This is a genomic window from Paenibacillus sp. PastM-3, from assembly GCF_029893965.1.
GTDB lineage: Bacteria > Bacillota > Bacilli > Paenibacillales > Paenibacillaceae > Paenibacillus_AQ.
In genome coordinates, this window is sequence record NZ_JARXXP010000006.1 from 223,120 (window position 1) to 244,431 (window position 21,312).

The following is a 21,312-nucleotide window of genomic DNA, read 5'->3' on the forward strand; positions in this document are numbered from 1 at the left end:
CAGGTCCTGTAAAATGGTTCGTTTAAAAGCTAGTCAACATACAGGAAGCGGTTGAAGGTATGGAAGGGCTCCAGTCCGTTCTTGCGCACAACCACCTGGTCTTCTGTACGAACACCGCCGATGCCCGGAACGATCAGGGACAATTCGTAGGCAAAGGTCTGGCCTTCTTCCAGCACGTTGTCGCAGGCCGGGCCGATTTCCGGAATATCCTCCTCAGGGTCCATCCCTGTCGCATGCGCGCCGGTCCGCCCTTCGCTTACTTCCACCAGGTACTGCTCCACATCGTATTTGCGGAAGGCCTCGCGGATGATCAGATCCGCTTCGATCCCGGTCATGCCGGCTTTGATCTTCTGCAGGCAGTCCTCGTAACCCATCGAGCACGCCTCCATCAGATGCCGCGCTTCTTTGCCTACATCGCCGTAACAGATCGTACGCGCATTGTCGGACGCGTAATCGTTGACCCGGATGCCGTAGTCCATCATCACCAGATCGCCGCGCTTGATTGGGCGCTCTGTCGGCCGCTTAAATAGGACCTCGGTGTTCTCACCGGATTGAATCATGATGTCATAAGCGATGGCGTGGGCGCCATTCGCAAACATGGCAGCGTATACAAGGGAGGTCGCTTCAAGCTCCGTGATGCCTTCGCTGTCACGAAGCAGATCCATCAGCATTTCGATCCCGGCGTCGCACACTTTAGCCGCGCGTTTCATCGAGGCGATTTCCGCTTCGTTTTTCTTCGATTTCAGCTGCTCGATGATCATCGAACGGGTTACGCTGTCGCCAAAGGCTTCGTTGATCGGGAACCAGAACTCCAGATCCATGTACGTGTAGCCGCAGATACCGACCTTCTTCGGTTTGTCCTTCGCCGCGCGTTCCTTCAGGAACGGCGCCCAGTCCTTGCGGATCTCGCGGATGTCGCCGCCCAGCACCGACATCGCCGAGCTGGTATGCGCCGAAGGAATCTCGCTCATCGGCAGGAAGAATACGGGATCGCGGTCAGGCACGATGTACAGCAACATCGGCTGCGGGTAAACGCCGTCGATGGTCCGGTAATTGACCAGCCAGCGGATGTTTGACATCCGGTAGCAGTCGCCGAAGACGATCAGCGCATCCAGTCCTTCATCCGCTATTTTTTTCTTGGCTATTTCAACACGGGCTTTGTAGTCCTCGTTTGTAATCAATTCACCTGGGCCTTGGAACTGCCCGTAGCGTGCGAATCTTTCGAACTTGTCCGGAATCCATTTCAATGCAGCATTTGAGATCATGAGTAGTACCTCCTAAGTATTAGATGAATGATAAACTGTTTAATCTCCAACGAAAATTAGAGATAAAGGAAGCGTTACGCTTATTTTCGTTTCGTTCCAAGAGCCCAGTCCGTATAGGCGGCAGCGACATCCACATTTTCTTTATCAATGACGGTAGTCGGTACGTTAATAATTTTGTCAACGGTGTAGCCAAGCACTTCACTCATGAATACCGATTTAATGAATTCGCGTCCCATATCAACCGCCCCCACGTTAACGGTAGCTGTAAGCTTGCCGTCGCGGATCGAATCAAAACCTGATTTAAGTCCGTCTGCACCGATGACCATGATACCGTCCGTACCATCCCACAGCTTCAGACCCTGCGCTTCGACTGCTTGCACTGCACCTTGCGCCATTTCTTCGTTCTCACCATAAATCAGGTTAACATCGGGATTGGCCTGAAGCAGATTCTCGGCAGCCTGCATTCCTTTGTCACGTACATAGTCCCCGCGCTGCTCGCCGACGATTTGCATATCCGGGTACTCCTTGATGGCATCAAGGAAACCGTTTTTACGGGAAGTGGACCAGTGTCCTGGAAGGCCCCAGACCAAGAGGATTTTTCCTTTTCCATGCAGCTTCTCGGCCGCATACTTGCCTACGATATAACCGGATTGCGTATTGTTGTTATAGCCGATAACCGACACAGCGTTAAGCTCGTGTTCTTCCCACATCTCGGCAGGCATGTTGAACATGAAGATTGCCGTTCCCGCATCCATCGCTTTCTGGTAGACGGCATTCATCGAATCGAAATCACCGGCGGAAGATACCATAATCGCATCGTATTTTTTGGCCGTCCAGTTCTCAATCGTTGCAACCTGCGATTCAACGGATTGATGTTCATTCGGCGCAGACATCTCGAACTCGAACTTCACGCCGAAACGATCGCTCAGTTCGTTCATCATCGTATTGGCACCATGCTCAATAATGTCATAGAATTCCGAAGCTGCCGGAGGTGTAAAGCCGATTTTTAATGTACGTCCATTAGCCGCTTTTCTTACGAATTGCTCGAAATTTTGGTCACCCCACTGGTAGATGGTGGATGAGCCTTTTTGCACGACATTTGTCGTTTCATTTTCAGCTGTCGCTGTTGACGCATTATTGCTGTTTTTGCATCCGGTAATGGTTAATGCCGCGGCGAGGACTGCAAATAATACAAGCTTCAGACCCTTTTTTGTACGTGACATACGTTTGACCTCCTCGAAATGTTCATGCATTCTATCTGCGATGCTTCCGGTATAACCGGCGCTCCCTTGCCTTCCTCATGCAGATTTCAAGTTAGTTCTTGCTTCACCTCCTTTAATGACTTACGGGTAAACAGCCTGGGCTTGCTTATGCCGCCCCAGTTATTGATGGACACGGCGACAAGAATGATGACACCGACAACGATGGTTTCCCAGTACGGATGCACATTGAGCAGATTCATCGCATTTTTGATCATGAACAAAATAATCGCTCCAAGGGCTGTTCCGACCAGACTTCCTTTACCGCCGGTTAAGCTTGTTCCGCCGATGATCGCGGCAGCAATGGCTTCAAGCTCATAATTTTTGCCCATCTCCGGATGAACGGTCGTAAGCCGGGAAGCCAGAAGAATGCCTGCGATGGCTGCGATTAGTCCGGACAAAGCGTACACCTTGATGCGCAGCCGGTCGACCTTGATCCCTGAGATGCGGACAGCTTCCTCGCTGCTGCCCAGCGCCAGAACGTGACGGCCGAATTTCATGCGGCGGAAAACGAACAGGAGGATGAGCAAAAGCACGGCCGCAAGAATGACAGGGAACTGGATACCCAAAATGCGTCCTTGACCGAGAAAATCGAAATTACTTTTCATATACTCCCGGAATGGAATCGCTCGCGTCCAGACATAGAGTACGCCGCGCGCCATAATCATCATAGCCAGAGTCGCGATAAAGGGAGAGATCCCAAGCTTGGTTATGACAAGTCCATTAATAATGCCGATTGCCGTACCGACGATCATTCCGCCGATGATGGCCAGCACAATATTCACATCATTGTAGAGCAGCCACGCCGTCATTCCGCCGGAGATCCCGACGATGGAACCGACGGACAGGTCGATACCTCCTGTAGAGAGAACAAAGGTCATTCCAAAAGCGAGGATCATAACAAATGCCGACTGCTGCAGAACGTTTAACAGGTTGTTGTAGCTTAGAAAATGCTCTGAAGCAAAGGACATCCCGATAATGATGACCGCCAGGAAAAGAATCAGGCCAATAACTTGCCGATCGAATCTCAGCGGTAAACGTAACTCCTTACTTTCATCAGAATGCGATTGGACGAGCGGTTCTGGACTTTGATTAGCCAATTTCATAGCCTCCTTCAGAAGCGGCTGCATGGATTCAGGTTAGCATTAGGCCGACTTCGCTCTTGTGGATGTGTAACGCTCGACGCCCACCGCGATAATGATGATTAAGCCGGTGATAATTAATCGGTAGAACTGATTTACCGCCAGAAGATCCAGCCCGTTCGATACAAGCGCAAGGATGATGGCGCCGATAGCAACGCCGACTACGCTTCCCTTGCCTCCGAACATGCTTGTTCCGCCGATGACGGCCGCCGCAATCGCATCGAGCTCATAGGATGTTCCCATAAGCGGCTGTACGGCCGTTAACCTCGAGGTCAGCACAACACCGCCTGCCGCAGCGAGTAATCCCGAGAGCGCATACACACGGATTTTAATGCTGTTCGTGGAAATGCCAGATAAATGCGATGCTTCTTTGTTGGAGCCTACGGCGATCACAAAACGTCCGAAGCGGGTCCAATTGAATACAAAGTAGCAAATGATTAAGATGATAAGGGTAATCCAGACCGGCATCGGGATACCGAGCCAATACCCCTGTGCAATGAATTTAAATTGCGGTGTTGCAAAATCCCGGATCGGCTCTTTGATCGTAAGCAGGAGCAGCAGGCCGCGAGCGATATAGAGCATCGCAAAGGTTGCCAGAAAGGGCGATATCTGCAGCCTGGTGATCATGAACCCGTTAAACATACCGATTACGGCACCCAGGATTAATCCGGCCAGCATCGAAATCCACATGTTCATACCGTTCATCATCAGCCAGCCGGTAACCCCTCCGCAGAGGCCCAGTACCGAACCGACCGACAGATCGATGCCACCCATCGACAGTACGAACATCACTCCCAAGGCCACAATCATGACGAACACGGATTGCATCAGCAGGTTCGTTACATTTTCGACGGTCAGAAAGTACGGTGACGACAGGGATAAAAATGCAAACAATACGACCAGGATAAGCGTTACACCCAGTCCCTCACGGGAGCTTAGCCTTACTAATTTTTTGGTTTGTGTGCTCATTCATGTCCTCCCGAAGCGTACATCATAATATTCTCCTCAGTCGCTTCTTCACGTGAAAACTCATGAACAAATTTCCCTTTGTGCATGACATAGATACGGTCGGAAAGTCCCATCAGCTCAGGCAGCTCCGAGGATACCATCAGCACTGCCCCTCCATTTCGCACAAATTCTGCGATCAGGTGGTAAACCTCTACTTTGGCCCCTACGTCAATACCCTGCGTCGGTTCATCGAAGATCAGTATCTTCGGCTGTGTAAAGAGCCATTTGGCCAAAATAACCTTCTGCTGATTGCCGCCGCTGAGGAATCGGACCTTCTGATTCACATGCGGAGTCTTAATCCCGAGCCGTTCCACATAATCCTCGGCGATTGCCGATTCTTTCTTTTTCTTCAGCACCAGCTTATTGCTTACCACGCGGTCCATAGCAGCCATCGTAATATTGTTCGCGACCGACAGCTCGATGAGTGCGCCATGCAATTTCCTGTTTTCCGGCAAAAGGCCGATCCCCGCTTTGATCGCATCCCGCGGCGACCGGATCCGGTGCGCCCGTCCATCTACCCTTACGGTTCCCGAGCTCGGGTCCGCACCGATCACCGCCCTGACCGTCTCCGTTCTTCCTGATCCGGCCAGTCCGGCAATGCCGACGATTTCCCCTTGTCGGATATGGAAATTGATGTCACGCAGATAGCCGTCGCGGTTCAAATCGGCAACCTCCAGCACCGTCTTGCCAAGCGCCACCTTTTCCTTCACGATGTGATTCGACAATTCACGGCCAACCATCATGGAGACGAGCTGGTCGATATTGGTATCATCCTTATTTACGGTAGCGACGTTTTTCCCGTCACGCATGACGGTGATGCGGTCAGCCAACAGAAACAGTTCACGCAGGTGATGCGAGACGTAAATGATCGATACGCCCTGCGCCTTCAGCAGCCGGATGAAGTCAAACAAAACTTCCCGCTCGTGTTCGGCCAGAGCTGCGGTCGGCTCATCCATAATCACGACCGAGCATTCAATAGATAGCGCTTTCACAATTTCGATGACACGATTTTTCAGCGCATCCAATTCACTGACCGGCTTCACAAGGTCCTCTACGGTAGGGAAAAACTTCTTATAAAGCCTGGCCGTTTCCTGGTACATTGCTTTCTCGTTCAACGACCGCAGCGCTTTCCCCATTACCTGATTCAGCAGTTCCCGCCCGAGGTACACATTTTGTACGGCGTTCAGATGCGGAGCGAGTGACGGCTCCTGAAAAATCGTGCTGATGCCCAGCGACTGCGCATCCTTGGTGCTGTTAATTTCTACAGATTGGCCTTTTACGGTGATCTCGCCGCTGTCCTTCTGGTATAAACCCGAAAGAATCTTGATCAGCGTGGACTTACCTGCGCCGTTTTCTCCTACCAGCGCCAGCACTTCTCCCTTGCGCACATCCAGTGAGACATTCTCAAGCGCAAGCACACCGGGGAATCTCTTCGTAATTCCGCTGAGCGAGATAAGGACTTGATCGTCTGCCGTTTCCATGTGTTTTCCTTCACTCCCATCCAAATCATCTGAAGCATCTGCCCTGCCGGTTTCTTGCAGCAGGGCAGACGCGGATATTGTTTCAAATCAGCAACTAGTCAACATACAGGAAGCGGTTGAAGGTATGGAAGGGCTCCAGTCCGTTCTTGCGCACAACCACCTGGTCTTCTGTACGAACACCGCCGATGCCCGGAACGATCAGGGACAATTCGTAGGCAAAGGTCTGGCCTTCTTCCAGCACGTTGTCGCAGGCCGGGCCGATTTCCGGAATATCCTCCTCAGGGTCCATCCCTGTCGCATGCGCGCCGGTCCGCCCTTCACTTACTTCCACCAGGTACTGCTCCACATCGTATTTGCGGAAGGCCTCACGGATGATCAGATCCGCTTCGATCCCGGTCATGCCGGCTTTGATCTTCTGCAGGCAGTCCTCGTATCCCATCGAGCACGCTTCCATCAGATGCCGCGCTTCTTTCCCTACATCGCCGTAACAGATCGTACGCGCATTGTCGGACGCGTAATCGTTGACCCGGATGCCGTAGTCCATCATCACCAGATCGCCGCGCTTGATTGGGCGCTCTGTCGGCCGCTTAAAGAGGACCTCGGTGTTCTCGCCGGATTGGATCATGATGTCATAAGCGATGGCGTGGGCGCCATTGGCAAACATGGCAGCGTATACAAGGGAGGTCGCTTCAAGCTCCGTGATGCCTTCGCTGTCACGAAGCAGATCCATCAGCATTTCGATCCCGGCGTCGCACACTTTAGCCGCGCGTTTCATCGAGGCGATTTCCGCTTCGTTTTTCTTCGATTTCAGCTGCTCGATGATCATCGAACGGGTTACGCTGTCGCCAAAGGCTTCGTTGATCGGGAACCAGAACTCCAGATCCATGTACGTGTAGCCGCAGATACCGACCTTCTTCGGTTTGTCCTTCGCCGCGCGTTCCTTCAGGAACGGCGCCCAGTCCTTGCGGATCTCGCGGATGTCGCCGCCCAGCACCGACATCGCCGAGCTGGTGTGCGCCGAAGGAATCTCGCTCATCGGCAGGAAGAATACGGGATCGCGGTCAGGCACGATGTACAGCAACATCGGCTGCGGATAAACGCCGTCGATGGTCCGGTAATTGACCAGCCAGCGGATGTTTGACATCCGGTAGCAGTCGCCGAAGACGATCAGCGCATCCAGTCCTTCGTCCGCTATTTTTTTCTTGGCTATTTCAACACGGGCTTTGTAGTCCTCGTTTGTAATCAATTCACCTGGGCCTTGGAACTGCCCGTAGCGTGCGAATCTTTCGAACTTGTCCGGAATCCATTTCAATGCAGCATTTGAGATCATTTGTGGTTAACCCCTTTCAGCGATTCGGATTTGGTTTGCCTTAACGGCTTCAAAAGCTTGTTGCCCTGCTCTTGTTATCCTTAATTTACAGGATTTAAGCCTGTGCTCTAAGTACCCAATCCTCGGATGGGGGGGACAATTCTCGGGTACTTGTTTCGGTGCTCCGCGAACGCAAAAAAGCAGCAAGTCCCCAATAATCCGGTGACTTGCTGCTTTTCTGATTTTTTGCGGTTCTTTTTGTTCATCAACGGAAGCCGTGAGTGATGTCTGAAGGAGCACTAGTGTAACTTTTTGAATTCCGAGGGCAGACGGCCCCACTTCTGCTTGAACAGCCTGCTGAAATATTTCGTGTCCTGATAGCCGAGCAGCTGCGAGACTGTACCGACATTGTGGTCCGTATCCACTAGCAGCTCTCGCGCTTTCTCCAGCCGGACATCCGTAATATAATCCAAGACGGTCTGCCCTGTCTGCTTCTTGAATATTTCGCAAAGATAAGTCGGATTGACATAGACCTGGTCGGAGATATCCTTGATCGCTATCTTCTGGCTTAAATTTTCCTTTATCCACGCTTTCGCCTTCTGCACCGGATCATGCACATGATCCTGCTTGAAATGCTCCAGGTTCTCATGCACACGCATATAATTTTGCTTCAGTAGATCCTTGATCCGGTTCAAACTCGACTCCGCCTTAACCACTTCGAAGAAATCACCCAGCTCGCTTAAAAAAATGCCGGATTCCGTACGCTCCAGGCATACCTTATACATTTGAATCATGAAATAATGAATGGCGAATTGGATGTCATCCGGCGACCGCAGCTTCATCAGCTCATTGAAAAAAGCGTTCAGCTGCTGCTCAATATCCGGCTTTACCGCTTCTCCAAGCATGAATGCCGTCTTGCCCGCCAGCTCCTTCAGCTCAGCGGAGAGTGCAGGCCTGGCATCTTTCAGGGCCATCTTTCCCGCGAGCCGGGAGGAAAACACCTTATTCCCGCCAATGGCCATGCGGAATCGAATGAGCGACAGCAGCTGCTTCTTCATCACGAAGAGCACCGATAAGTCCGGAAATGGCTCGCTGACCGCAATCGAAGCACTAAATGGTGAAAATTGATGAATGCATGATTTCAGATGCTCGGCGAAATCCTCTCCTGTGGCTGCAAAATCGGCCCTATCTTTATCCTTGTCCGTGCTGCACAGCAGCACCCAGAAATTAAACCCGCCGTCTCTCCACCACCAGCCGGACTGCCGCTCATCGGCAAAAAAGCTCATCACCACTTCATCAATAATATTCTGGACCGCATAAGCCATAATTCCCCAATCCTTGGACGAATAATCATGTGTCTTATATGGAAACTCATCTGTGCTGACGTACAGCAGGTGATAGATGCCTTCAGGAAAATCCTTGATCCAATACATTGCGGAAATATCTTCGGACAAGGAAGATACCGTTTGGCTAAGCAGCTGGGTTTGCTTCGTCAGCTCGAGCTTATTCGTCTTCTTCATCAGGTCGATCCATCGCTGATTCTGGGCTCTCATCTGCTCAATTTTATTTTGCTTATTGTTTAACACCTCCACAAATTGCGACCGGTCGATGGGCTTCAGCACATAATCCGAAGCCCCTTCCCGGATCGCCGTCTGCAAATATGCAAAATCATCGTACCCGCTTACAATAATGGAGCATATGTCATGCTCCTGAATTTTCTTGATCTCCTTGATGAGCGTCAGCCCGTCCATTTCCGGCATTTTCACATCGGTAATCATCAGATCGACCTGCTGCCTGCTTTCCTTCAAAAATTGTATGACCTCGACACCATCGGCGAACGTCCCGATAATCTCCCACTGCTCGCCGCAAGAACGGACCAGCCTCTCTACTCCTCTACGAATCCTCGCCTCATCATCCACAATAATTGTTTTAATCTTATCCACGGTATGATTCGTCCTCGATTCTTTCGTATTTTTCAACGGTCAACAGATCATTAATGATCGGAATCCGGATCACGACCTCCGTTCCCTCTTTTAATGCACGTTCGACGGTAAGGCCATACCCAGGCCCGAAAAGCATCATAATTCTGGCATGCACATTGATCAGGCCAAATCCCGAATCCCGCTTGACAATCGGATCTGACCGGAGCAAATGATGAATTTTTTGCAGTGTGGCATCATCAATGCCCGTTCCGCTATCCTTCACGGAGATAGCAATATCCTCCGTGTTTGGCCGTATGCCTTTTATTTTGTTGATCCGGATGTTAATGGACAGCATTTTGCGGGTTTCGAGCCCATACTTGATCGAATTCTCTATAATCGGCTGCAAAATAAACTTGGGGGAGTAATATTGCTGCAATTCAATATCCGATTCGATGGTAAAATGCAAACGCTGCTCAAACCGGTATTTTTGAATGGATAAGTAATTGTTAATATGCTCGACTTCCTTGTTCATCGCTACAATACGGTCTTTATTGCTGAGTGAAAAACGCAACATTCTGCCAAGCAGCGTGACCATTTCGACAACCGTTTCCTTCTCATCCTCTTCAACAGCCATACTGATCGTCTCCAGTGTGTTGTACATAAAATGAGGATTGATCTGCGATTGCAGCGCATACAGCTCCGCCTGCTTCTGCCGGATCTCGATGTGATAATTCAGCTGCAGAAGCTCCTTGATTCTCGCTACCATCGAATTAAAGCTCCGGGCCAAAATGCCCATCTCGTCCCTGGAGTCGATATTTAGATCGACCTGAAAATCGCCCTTCTCAATCGTTCGCATCAGCCGGCTCAGCTTATAGATAGGGCGGCTGACGGTCAAAGCCATATAGACCGACAATATGATGCTTGCCAAGACGAACGCGACAAAAATCCAGATGACATAATCCCGGATGACATCCGCCTGCTCGGTTAAATACTTAAAGGGAATGCTGTGCACGGTGATCCAGTCCATGCGCTCCGATTCGCTGACGCTGACCAGCATCCGTTCTCCGTTCTTGTAGGCCCGAAAGCTTCCATTGGTGAGCGGGAACTGCGTCATGTCCTCAACCGTGCCGATTTGCTTGGGATCGGTGTGATAAATCACTTTGCCCTTCTTGTTCATGATCCAGAGCTCAGCCCGATCCTGTCCTTTAATATCGAGCAGCACCTTTTCCATAAAAGACAGCTTGACGGCGGTCATAATCGTCCCGATATTGCGGCGGTTCTCGACATCCAGGATCGGCTTGACGATCAGGAAAAACGGAGGTTTGCCCTTAAAGCGCAAATCGGTCTCATCCTGCAAAATAATCGTATCCTGGCCCAGCCAGTCCGGTTCTTTGTCGAAGCCGGTATAGGATACCGTCGTGCTGGAAAAGAGGCGCTGCTTGGTCGTCCATACAAATACGCCGAGCAGCGTGTTTTTCTCGGTAAAATAGGTGCTCGACAAATAGCTGTTCATAATAAAGCGGTCATTCAAAAACTCGGACCGCGTCGGATAATCATTTTTGCGCAGAATCGAGATCACTTCACTGGAGTTGTACAGCAGCTCGGGGGCATAGGTCAGCTCTTCCATCTGCTTGTCGATATTCTCATTGGCCTGATCCAAAATTTTCGGAACATATTCGCCGACCTGTGCCTCGACCGATCTCGTGTATTGGGAATAGGAGATATAGCCCAGCAGCGAGATGGGAACGACCGTCAACAATATATAAGTAATGATCAGCTTTGACCGCAACCGGTAATTTTTCGGATTCAACCACACGGCTAGTTTTGATTTAGAAGTCATATTGATCTATATTTTCCTTTGTAAACACGATTGGTACCCCCATGGTCACCACATTATCTCTGAAGCGTATATTACCGACGTTGGGAATGTCCTGCTGATCATACGGCAGATAACCGTCCAATAAATTTTTGGCCAGCGCAACCGTTAAGTATCCCAGCCGCTGCGGGCTCCAGAGCGTAATATTGGGAGTTACCCCTTCTTTGATATATTCCCGCATCGCATTGGGCAAAGACAGGCCAACGATCTTGACGTCGCTGATTTTCCCGGCTTTCTTAATTGCTTTGGCGGCGGCGGACGGCGCGATCGCGCTGACTCCGATAATGCCGGATAAATCCGGATATTCCTTGACCAAATATTCGGTCGCCTTATAGGCGCTTTCATAATCGTCATTGCTGGTTACGATTTCGGCCAGCTCCATATTCGGATAATATTCTTTTTGCTGGATTTTGATCCATTTGATCCAATCCGTGGTGTTCGCTGCCGTAAGGGTGCTTGTAATAATCGCAAATTTCCCTTTCTCTTTAAGGCTCAGCGCCAGGTTATCCATCAGATGGCGGCCCAGCATCTGCGGATCGACCATGTTCACAAAAAAATCCCTGCCGATCGGATCGGTGTCCCCGTCCCAGGTAATCACTTTAATATTATGCTTGCGGGCTTTCATCAGCACAGGCAGCAGCTTAAAGGGGTCCGTAGCCGACACAGCGATCGCATCCACCTTCTGGGCGATAAGGCTTTCAATGACCGCGATCTGCTGCTTGGGATCGCCGACCGGAGGACCGGTGAAGATCACTTTCACATTCAAATCCTTAGCCGCTTCCATAGCACCTTCCTCGGAGGCATCATAATAGGATATCCCCGTCAGTTTCGGGACGACCGCGATGGTATAAGGCTTGCTTTGTACATTCTGAAGCTTCTGGGCCACCCGTTCCTGCTTATCCGCATTTACGTATACAATCTCACTGGAAGCCGAATGATCTGGGCTAAAGCTGCAAGCGCTTACAAGAAGCATGAATAGTAAACTGTATATCGCCAACTTATACACGCTTATCCTCCTCTTAAGTTTACTGGCTTAGAATCATGTATACTTTTATAGTTAATTCGCGTTTTTAACCAAATGGTGATCCCCTTTCTATACGTATTCTACACTTATTAGACATATTAGGGTTGGAATTTCCTGCAAGATGGTATCTTTATAATTCAGCTCATATAGAGTATATGTCTTTTCGGCCCCCAGAGCAAAACCCCCGATGCGATGTCAAAAAAATAAACCAATTACGATCGTTTCCGATTCGAATTGGTTTACTTATTTATCATTATTTTGTTGTATGCAGGCTAAGCTATTGATATATATGTCCACCAGAATTTTTAAATTCTATGGACTTTTGCCTCATTCCATCTGCAACAGATTCATTTGTATTCAGCTTATTCTCCTTATCCAGGTTACGAATATCTTGAGAAATTCTCATGCTACAAAATTTAGGACCACACATAGAACAGAAGTGCGCTGTTTTAGCTCCTTCTACAGGGAGCGTTTCATCATGGTATTCTAATGCGCGTTCAGGATCTAAAGATAAGTTAAATTGATCCCTCCAGCGGAATTCGAATCGAGCTTTGGATAAGGCATCGTCTCTTTTTTGAGCACCTGGATGTCCTTTAGCCAAATCTGCAGCATGTGCAGCAATTTTATAGGTAATGACACCTTCACGAACATCGTTCTTGTTGGGAAGTCCTAAATGTTCCTTTGGTGTGACATAACACAACATTGCCGTACCGTACCAACCAATCATAGCTGCACCGATCGCAGAAGTAATATGATCATAACCAGGTGCTATATCTGTAGTAAGCGGCCCTAAGGTGTAGAATGGCGCTTCTTTACATACTTCTAGCTGTTTATCCATATTTTCTTTAATAAGGTGCATCGGCACATGTCCCGGGCCCTCAACCATGACTTGAACGTCATGCATCCATGCAATTTTTGTAAGCTCACCAAGTGTTTCTAATTCAGCGAATTGAGCTTCATCGTTTGCATCTGCAATCGAGCCCGGGCGTAGTCCATCTCCTAAGGAGAAAGCAATATCATATGTCTTCATAATTTCACAGATTTCTTCGAAATGTGAATACAGGAAATTTTCCTGATGATGATATAAGCACCACTGAGCCATTATAGCCCCTCCGCGTGATACTATTCCTGTTACTCGTTTCGCTGTTAGTGGAACATATCGTAAAAGAACACCAGCATGTATTGTAAAATAATCCACGCCCTGCTCAGCTTGCTCGATCAAAGTATCACGGTAAATCTCCCATGTAAGATTCTCAGCTGCACCATTTACTTTTTCGAGCGCCTGATAAATGGGAACCGTTCCAACAGGGACAGAGGAGTTACGGATGATCCACTCACGTGTGGTATGGATGTTTTTACCCGTAGACAGATCCATAATCGTATCGGCCCCCCAGCGTGTTGCCCATGTCATTTTTTCAACTTCCTCTGTAATAGAAGAAGAAACTGCAGAGTTTCCAATATTAGCATTGATTTTCACATGAAATTTACGTCCTATAATCATTGGCTCAATTTCGGGATGATTAATATTGGCCGGGATAATTGCACGTCCACTTGCCACTTCATCACGAACAAACTCTGGGGTCATATTTTCTCTGATAGCGATGAATTCCATTTCAGGCGTAATAATGCCCTTCTTAGCATAATGAAGCTGTGTGACATTATAGCCCTTTTTTGCCCGTAAAGGTTTTCGCTCCAAACCAGGAAAAACGTCAAGATTAGCACGGGGATTGTTGGTTTCTTTATAGCCATTGTCTTCAGACTTAACTTCGCGCCCCTCATATTCTTCAACTTCTCCACGTTCTTTTATCCATATACTGCGTATGGAGGGGAGGCCCTTCGTTATATCTACAGTATAATTTGGATCAGTATAAGGGCCACTTGTATCATAGATACGAACAGGAGGATTTTCTTCTTCACCAAATGAACCGGATGTAGAACTTAACTCAATCTCACGCATTGGGACTTTAATTTCTGGTCTTGACCCTTCGACATATACCTTCTTACTACCTGGAAAGCTGGACTGAATGATAATAATGTTTTCTTGTAATGGGAATGATGGCATAAAAAAACTCTCCTTTAACCAAATATTAGTTGTAAAAGGGAGAGATCTGGAGCCACCCAGCATGTTCATTACCATTAAAATACATGAAAAGCCGAGCCCATAAAGAAATGGACCCGGCTGATGTAAGCTAAGAGGTAATGTGCTTGGTTTTTCTTTAACTTCCCCACGCTGGTATGAGCCAGATCAGGTCCCAAGGGTCAAAAAACCTCATAGCGTTTTTTTCTCAGCCCAACTCATTGGACTCCCCTAGTTATAATTATTCAATTGAATGAAATTATACACGATTAGAGAGGGAAATGGAAGAGTACTCCGATAAGTGATCAGGTCCTCCATGTCTTCGGCTGTGTTGTCGAATTTTTTGGGGTTGTGGACACGATGCGATGTCAAAGCACATTTCCTCAAGTCCTCACGCATCATAATAAAAAACGGCAGCTGGCTTAGGGCCGGCTGCCGTTTTTCGTTTTGATCTCGCTTATCCAGGCTTGTCACGTTATTCGTAGGAAAGCTTCTCCATGATTAGCTTGTCCAAATAGGCTTCAATTTCCGAATCATTTTCCCGAATCCACTTTTCGTAAAAAATCTGGTGCTTCATCGCTTTATAGAAATCCATGAGCGCTTGCTTCAATGTCATATTTTGCATCATCAACCACTTAGGGTCCAGCAATTTTCTTATCACTAGATCCATTTGCACCAGGTAAATTTGAGTGCTCACGTTGGGATAAAATATACCCAGCTCAATGCCGCTGTCAAAGTAGGCGACGAGCTTTTTCTGAAATTGGTCTAGAGCCTGGGCAAGTTTGACGGATAATTGGGGATATGACCCATTTAAATCTTGAAGCAGTATATCCGTCAGGAAAAACGTCTGCTTAATCATCAGCCTAAACGCCTTGGCGAAAGATTCGTTGTAAACCTTCAGCTCTTCTTCGGACGGCTGCGTTATCTTCTCAGGTGACAGCTTTGAAGGAGCTTCCAGCAAGATCAGATTGGAAAGAAATCGCACATATTGTTCAAGCAGACGTTCCACAATTTCATCCTTGGAGTCAAAATATTTATACATGGTTGCCTTGCTGATATCCATACATTTGGCCGCATCTTCCATCTTCATCTGGCTGATGCCCTGTTTTTGAATATAGGGGATCAACCGTACGAGAAGCTTTTCTCGTTTCGAGGACAACGGATCGCAGTCTGCCTCCGACATGTTCCAACACCTCCTGTGTTGCCAATTTCATTATAAAGCAATCCGCAAATATTTTAAACCGCATTTACTAATTGAACTTTTTTAGCGTAATTCGTTTACTTCGTTTAAAAAGTGTGCTATTTTATTGGTAGCCAAATTAAGAATAGTTAGGAGCGATTTATATGCCCGCAGAATCCTCAGTAAGTGAGTCCGCATCACTCCGTTCACTTATTGCTCCGTTGATCGCCATTATCGTAGGGTTGTTCATGGTTATTCTGGACAGCACGGCGGTTAACGTCGCCATTCCGGTTATTTCTGAAGATTTCCAAAGTTCGTTGACCCTCATCCAATGGACCATTACTGGTTATGCGCTAGCCCAGGCTTCCGTTATTCCGTTAGCCGGGTGGATGTCTGACCGGTTCGGCGCTAAGCAAATATTTATCATTTCCATCATCTTGTTCGTCGCAAGTTCGATCTTATGTGCGTTCGCGGGCTCGGCCGAAATGCTGATATTCTTCCGAATTCTGCAAGGCTTGGGTGGAGGTATGGTTACTCCGATCGCCTTTGCGATGATCTACCGGATCAGTCCTGCCGAATCGGTAGGCCGAATTATGGGCATCATGGGAGTGCCAGTTCTGCTTGCACCTGCACTCGGTCCAATTGTATCCGGGTATTTGGTCGACTACGTCAGCTGGCGATGGTTGTTTCTAATCAATATCCCGGTCGGCATTGTTGGGGTTATCTTAAGCATCCTGTTATTGCCGAATCTGCCGAAAAAGGCTTTTGCTCCGCTAGATTTCTTAGGATTTATGCTCGCTCCCTTAGCATTCGGTGGCCTTTCATACGGGTTAAGCGAAGGGGGAGCCGGATGGACTACAGTGAAAACGATCACGGGTCTTACCGTAGGTGCAGTCGCTTTGATTCTGTTTGTCATCGTTGAACTCCGGAGTAAGAAAGAGCCGTTGCTCGAGCTGCGAGTTTTTCGTTCCAGACAATTTACCCTTGGGATTCTAGTACAATGGGTTTTACAGCTTGCCTTGTTCGGCATGATTTTTGCCGTTCCGTATTTCATGCAGCGGCTTATGGGAATGAGTGCTTTTGAAGCTGGCTTCTGGTCATTGCCCCAGGCCATTGCTTCCGGTATCATGATGCCGTTCAGCGGGCGTTTATTCGACCGGGCCGGCGCACGCCCTCTAGTGGTCGGAGGCTTGATTCTCATAACGGCTGGCGCCTATATGTTCTCTATGATCGATCCAAGCGACAGCTCGTGGACTTTCCTGCTTCCGCGCATACTGCTGGGACTCGGTTCCGGCATGTCTTTCATCGCATTGAATACACACTTGATCCAAACTGCGCCTAAGGAGTTGGTCGGAAGAGTCACTTCACTGACAAGTGCCGCCCAGCAGGTCGTTTCATCCTTCGCTATCGCAGGATTGACAACGTTCCTTGTCAGCCGAACCGATCATTATGCGAGCCATGGCGAGGCACCCGTGCCCAATGCGATGACGCATGCGTTTCACAACACCTATCAATTACTCGCCATCATTGCAGCGGCTGGGTTATTGCTGGCAATCACATTAAAGCGTCCCGCTGCCAAGAATGAAGGCCTAACGCCGGATGAAGCAGACAATCTCCCTGTGATTGTAATGGAATAGATGTCAGGAAAAACTCATTACAAGCTGAAAGCGAAATGGACAGGAGGATTGCGCTTTGCGCGGTCTTCCTGTTTTATTGTGAAAATCGATTTGCCGCAACCTCACAGAAAACTAAAATAACCGTCGAACCATTAGGCAGACGGCACTTTTGCAAATTCTATTAGGTTAATATCCCATAATTCATCATCATAAAAGTATAACTTGTTTGTTTACCCCACCGCTTCGCCTTATAAAACTCATGATAAAGCTTCATCAGCACCCTTTTCTCTATCCGCGACACGTAACTCCGCGAGATCCCCAAGTCCTTCGCAATCTCCCGCTGCGTCAGCTCTCCCCCCCGCCGGTGTCCAGGCCGAATCGGCCGACGACGACCTCTTTCTCACGCTCATCAAGGATGTCGAGATTTCGATATATCTTGCTCTTCTCAATCTTCAGATCCACTTCTTTAATAACATCGTCCGTTTCGGAGCCGAGGATATCAATCAGGGTGATTTCATTCCCTTCCTTGTCCGTCCCAATCGGATCGTGGAGCGACACGTCCTTGCGGGTCTTTTTCAGCGAACGGAGATGCATCAATATCTCATTCTCTATACATCGGGCCGCAAACGTGGCGAGCTTCGTTCCCTTATTCGGGCGATAGCTCTCAATCGCTTTAATCAGCCCAATCGTGCCAATGGATATGAGATCCTCCATATCCTCATCTGTATTGTCGAATTTTTTGAGGTTATGGACACGATACGATGTCATTTTGTGAGTACTACAATCGACTAGAAGAGGCGGCGAGTCGCGTCCTTTCGCACCGCCGTATATGCGGGTTCGCATTCGGCGGTTCCAAAGGATAACAAAGCTCCAGATAGAATATTAAAATTTTCAGTACTTTCCCTTCCCAGTTCAGCTCGTACCACTTGCCTGCCTTGAAGCTCCAGCACAATGGCCAACAAACAATCTGTTTTGTTCATTGACTCCTCCCTTGAATCGTAATACCATGCAACAGAAGCTTGCTGCTATTTATGATACTTTCAGCATGATTGATTTTCAACTAACCTGCCCGTTCGTATTATGAGATTAACCAGTCGCTTCTTCGCTTTAAATTGACATGATTCTACAGTACCCGCTTTCATTTTATGTATATCTCACAATTATTTAATACTTAGTTACATACATTTATCATTATTAAGGCAGAAATTGCGGAATTCTTGATTTCATTCATGAGCATTTTTTGTATAATGAGGGGTATTAACAACTACCAATATATAAGGCTGGTGAATAAGTTGGAGTTGCCGCAGCTTGAATATTTCCAATGTGTAGCCCGCACGGAACATGTTACGCGGGCAGCTGAATTGTTATCCATCTCGCAATCCGCGCTAAGCCGTTCCATCTCCCGGATGGAAGCGGAGCTTGGCGTTCCTTTATTTGAACGGCAAGGCCGATCGATCAAGCTTAACCGTTATGGACAGCTGTTTTTAAAGCGGGTTAATCGTATCCTGAATGAATATGAAACAGGCAAGCTTGAAATCCGGAACATGGTCGATGATGAAGCCGGGGAGGTCACATTGGGTTTTCTTCATACCATGGGTTCACGGCTGATTCCCGACCTCATCAGCACCTATCGGACCAGCGTACCGAATATCCGCTTTCAGCTTCATCAGAACCACAATGCCTCTCTTTTGCAGCAGCTGATTCAGGGTTCGGTTGACCTCTGTCTGCTCTCTTCCTTTGAAGAAATGTACATTCCATTGCAATGGGTGGAATTATGGAGCGAGGAATTATTCGTGTTTGTGCCCAGTGATCATCCACTGGCGGGCCGTGAATTCATTGCATTAAAAGAAATCGCCAATGATCCGATGATCACTTTTAAACCGGGCTATGGTCTGCGCAATATCATGGACCGTTTATGTATGGAGGCCGGGTTCATTCCCGGCACCCCTTTTGAAGGGGAAGAGGTTCCTACCGTGGCTGGTCTGGTGGCCGCCGGGTTAGGGGTAACCCTTATCCCGGATGTCCCAGGACTGGACAGCAGCCTGGTCAAGCTGCGGGTAAGCACGCCAGAATGCCGCCGGATCATCGGAGTAGCCTGGGTCAAGGAACGCTACATATCTCCTGCGGCCCGGCGATTTTTAGACTATATCATCGAGTACTTCAAGAACGGACAGGAGCCCGCTTTGGCAGTACGACAGTTAACAGCAGCACAGCAACAGCACCAAAGAGAATAAGACAGGAAATCATGCCCACAATCCCTCCCCAGCCATAGCGGCTCCAGAATAATCCCCCCACCGAACCGCCAACACTTGAACCTCCATAATAAAATAAAAGATACAGGGAGGAGGCTTGCGCTTTGCCTGCGCTTGCCCTGATCCCCACCCAGGAGCTGGCTGTCGAATGGCTGCCAAAGAATCCGAAAGTGAACACCGCCACACCGAGGATCACCGCCGCCAAATGGTTCGATAACGTGATCATGCCCCCCAGCAGCATCAGGGCGATATTTATCCACAAGGCCATCCCGAGCCCAATTCGGTTGCTCATATATCCCATCCATGAGGAGCTGAACGTTCCAACCAGGTATAGAATAAAGATTCCCCCTACCAAGGTTTGGGACAAATTAAAGGGGGCCTCAATCAGGCGAAATCCCAGGTAATTGTAAAGTGTGACAAAGCTCCCCATTAGAATTGCCGCCAGCAAAAAGAGCAGCACCAGGGTAGAATCCCTGAACTGGGCAACAAACAGCTGCATGATGGATTTAGGACCGGTCCGCCGGGGCTTGAAATGCCGGGAAGGCGGAAGGTTGCGCCAAAAATACAGGCTGGCGAGCAGGCTGACCAGCGCTATACTAATGATTCCCCACCTCCAGGAATACAGATCTGTTATTGAACTGACGGCAATCCGGCCGAACAGCCCCCCTACTGTATTCCCGCTGATATAAAGTCCTAAAGCAAGCCGCAAGCTTTTTGCTTCCGTTTCTTCGGATAGATAAGCCATGGCTACAGCAGGTATACCGGCAAGCAATACCCCCTGGATTGCACGAATGATCATCAAGCTTGTAAAATCAGGGGCGAATGCCACGCATAGGCAGCACAGGGAGGACAGGAGCAGCGACAACCCCATAAACGATTTCCTGCCGACACGGTCGGACAAAAAACTCGCCACCGGCAAAGAGATGGCAAGCATGATCGTACTGATGGACAAGGACAAGCTGACAGCCGCAGGAGAAAGAGCAAATTCATTTGAGAACACCGGGAATAGCGGCTGCACGCTATAGAGGATAGCAAATGTGGCCAGTCCTGCAGCGAACAAGGCCAGATTGCCTCTGCGATATTCTTTGCTTCCACGTTCCAGATAACCTACATTCGCATTCACTGGATTCAGATCCTTCCGGTTCTTTTTATCTATATAAGTTGAACCTAAGAATTTTCTAAACAGGTTTATTCGTAACTGCGGTGAATGTTTGGACTTCTGGCCGCTGTTGACTCCAGATTTCCCCTCAGTTACTTCTGCCTTTGTTTCAGTTCTTTAGTTCATCTTATCTAATCATCATAAGCCCGGAGAATTGATGTGTATAATGCATCTTAGTCAATGAATCGATGTGTTTATGTAATAAGCGATTATATTAAGTTAGTACAGAAAGTAAACTTTCACTCGGAAAGCCAGTAATGCTTACTGTGCCCTCATCAGTAGCGCTGGGGCGTCAAAGGCTCGGCGCTGCCGGCTGGTCATCTGGCGTGGGAGATCGAGGCTTATTATTTGGGCCAAGCTATCGCGGCCGTGATCCTACTGTTGTCTCCAAAGCGTGTGATCCTCGGCGGAGGCGTAATGCACCAGGAGCAGCTGTTTCCACTGATCCGCAGAGAGGTCCGCCAGGCCCTGAACGGGTATGTGTCTGCGCCGAAAATCTTGGAGACTATAGAGACTTATATTGTCCCTCCGGGCCTGGGCGATAATGCAGGCTTGTTCGGGGCTCTGGCCCTGGGGATCGAGGCTCTGCAGGAATTAGCTTAAGAGCCAGAAACGGCAGGATTGCAGCAGCACAAATCGGCTGCTCCAGAGTCTGTAAAATATATTGTGTAAACTCTCAAACCCATTAAAATGGAAGTAAGAGAAAGGTTGGGGAGAACACATGGGACTTTGGTCAAAACAG

At 48.7% G+C, this 21,312-nt stretch carries 15 protein-coding genes, 2 pseudogenes and 1 riboswitch; of the genes and pseudogenes, 3 read left to right on the top strand and 14 right to left on the bottom strand.

Features of this window, described 5'->3' with window-relative positions; all coding sequences use genetic code 11:
• Window positions 1–29 precede the first annotated feature (29 nt).
• From M2108_RS12610 to M2108_RS12660, 11 genes are all read right to left on the bottom strand, one after another.
• Window positions 30–1,265 carry a M24 family metallopeptidase gene (locus M2108_RS12610; RefSeq protein ID WP_277469686.1) on the bottom strand — a complete coding sequence of 412 codons (1,236 nt, stop codon included), beginning with the start codon at window positions 1,263–1,265 and terminating at the stop codon, window positions 30–32.
• Between the two features lie 80 nt (window positions 1,266–1,345).
• The gene (locus M2108_RS12615) at window positions 1,346–2,488 is read right to left on the bottom strand and encodes a sugar ABC transporter substrate-binding protein (protein WP_277469687.1); all 1,143 of its coding nucleotides are present in this window, start codon (window positions 2,486–2,488) and stop codon (window positions 1,346–1,348) included.
• An 86-nt stretch (window positions 2,489–2,574) separates the two neighbouring features.
• Window positions 2,575–3,624, bottom strand: coding sequence for an ABC transporter permease (locus M2108_RS12620; protein WP_277469688.1), 1,050 nt, complete (start codon window positions 3,622–3,624; stop codon window positions 2,575–2,577).
• Window positions 3,625–3,669: 45 nt separating this feature from the next.
• The gene (locus M2108_RS12625) at window positions 3,670–4,635 is read right to left on the bottom strand and encodes an ABC transporter permease (RefSeq protein WP_277469689.1); all 966 of its coding nucleotides are present in this window, start codon (window positions 4,633–4,635) and stop codon (window positions 3,670–3,672) included.
• Window positions 4,632–6,155: a sugar ABC transporter ATP-binding protein gene (locus tag M2108_RS12630; RefSeq protein ID WP_277469690.1), complete on the bottom strand. Its 1,524-nt coding sequence runs from the start codon at window positions 6,153–6,155 to the stop codon at window positions 4,632–4,634. Before M2108_RS12630 ends, M2108_RS12625 begins: the two co-directional genes overlap by 4 nt.
• A 94-nt stretch (window positions 6,156–6,249) precedes the next feature.
• Window positions 6,250–7,485: a M24 family metallopeptidase gene (locus M2108_RS12635; protein WP_277469686.1), complete on the bottom strand. Its 1,236-nt coding sequence runs from the start codon at window positions 7,483–7,485 to the stop codon at window positions 6,250–6,252.
• Window positions 7,486–7,763: 278 nt separating this feature from the next.
• Window positions 7,764–9,407, bottom strand: a complete 1,644-nt coding sequence (locus M2108_RS12640; protein WP_277469691.1) for a response regulator transcription factor — start codon at window positions 9,405–9,407, stop codon at window positions 7,764–7,766.
• Window positions 9,400–11,226 (bottom strand): cache domain-containing sensor histidine kinase, encoded by a 1,827-nt coding sequence (locus tag M2108_RS12645; RefSeq protein ID WP_280777043.1) that lies wholly within the window; start codon window positions 11,224–11,226, stop codon window positions 9,400–9,402. Before M2108_RS12645 ends, M2108_RS12640 begins: the two co-directional genes overlap by 8 nt.
• Entirely contained in the window at window positions 11,216–12,268 is a 1,053-nt protein-coding gene (locus M2108_RS12650) for an autoinducer 2 ABC transporter substrate-binding protein (RefSeq protein WP_277469693.1), read from the bottom strand. The genes M2108_RS12645 and M2108_RS12650 overlap by 11 nt, the downstream gene beginning before the upstream one ends.
• Before the next feature lie 295 nt (window positions 12,269–12,563).
• Complete coding sequence (thiC, locus tag M2108_RS12655; protein WP_277469694.1) at window positions 12,564–14,348, bottom strand: phosphomethylpyrimidine synthase ThiC; 1,785 nt, start codon at window positions 14,346–14,348, stop codon at window positions 12,564–12,566.
• A 143-nt stretch (window positions 14,349–14,491) separates the two neighbouring features.
• Window positions 14,492–14,606, bottom strand: a riboswitch (TPP riboswitch).
• Window positions 14,607–14,838: 232 nt separating this feature from the next.
• Entirely contained in the window at window positions 14,839–15,546 is a 708-nt protein-coding gene (locus M2108_RS12660; protein WP_277469695.1) for a TetR/AcrR family transcriptional regulator, read from the bottom strand.
• 161 nt (window positions 15,547–15,707) lie between these two features.
• On the opposite strand from M2108_RS12660, the gene M2108_RS12665 reads away from it, so the two are divergent.
• On the top strand, window positions 15,708–17,180 hold the full coding sequence (locus tag M2108_RS12665) for a DHA2 family efflux MFS transporter permease subunit (RefSeq protein WP_277469696.1): 1,473 nt from the start codon (window positions 15,708–15,710) through the stop codon (window positions 17,178–17,180).
• Between the two features lie 160 nt (window positions 17,181–17,340).
• On the opposite strand, the pseudogene sigK reads toward M2108_RS12665, so the two are convergent.
• Window positions 17,341–17,909: pseudogene (gene sigK / locus M2108_RS12670) on the bottom strand (RNA polymerase sporulation sigma factor SigK); the annotation flags it as partial.
• 38 nt (window positions 17,910–17,947) lie between these two features.
• The gene (locus M2108_RS12675; protein ID WP_277469697.1) at window positions 17,948–18,139 is read right to left on the bottom strand and encodes a hypothetical protein; all 192 of its coding nucleotides are present in this window, start codon (window positions 18,137–18,139) and stop codon (window positions 17,948–17,950) included.
• A 312-nt stretch (window positions 18,140–18,451) separates the two neighbouring features.
• Here M2108_RS12675 and M2108_RS12680 point away from each other — a divergent pair, with 312 nt between their 5' ends.
• Window positions 18,452–19,393, top strand: a complete 942-nt coding sequence (locus M2108_RS12680; protein WP_277469709.1) for a LysR family transcriptional regulator — start codon at window positions 18,452–18,454, stop codon at window positions 19,391–19,393.
• Here the strand turns inward: M2108_RS12680 and M2108_RS12685 are convergent.
• Entirely contained in the window at window positions 19,320–20,534 is a 1,215-nt protein-coding gene (locus M2108_RS12685; protein WP_277469698.1) for an MFS transporter, read from the bottom strand. The two genes, M2108_RS12680 and M2108_RS12685, sit on opposite strands and share 74 nt — an antisense overlap.
• A 318-nt stretch (window positions 20,535–20,852) precedes the next feature.
• Here M2108_RS12685 and M2108_RS12690 point away from each other — a divergent pair.
• A pseudogene (locus M2108_RS12690) lies at window positions 20,853–21,173 on the top strand (ROK family protein); the annotation flags it as partial.
• Between the last annotated feature and the right edge of the window lie 139 nt (window positions 21,174–21,312).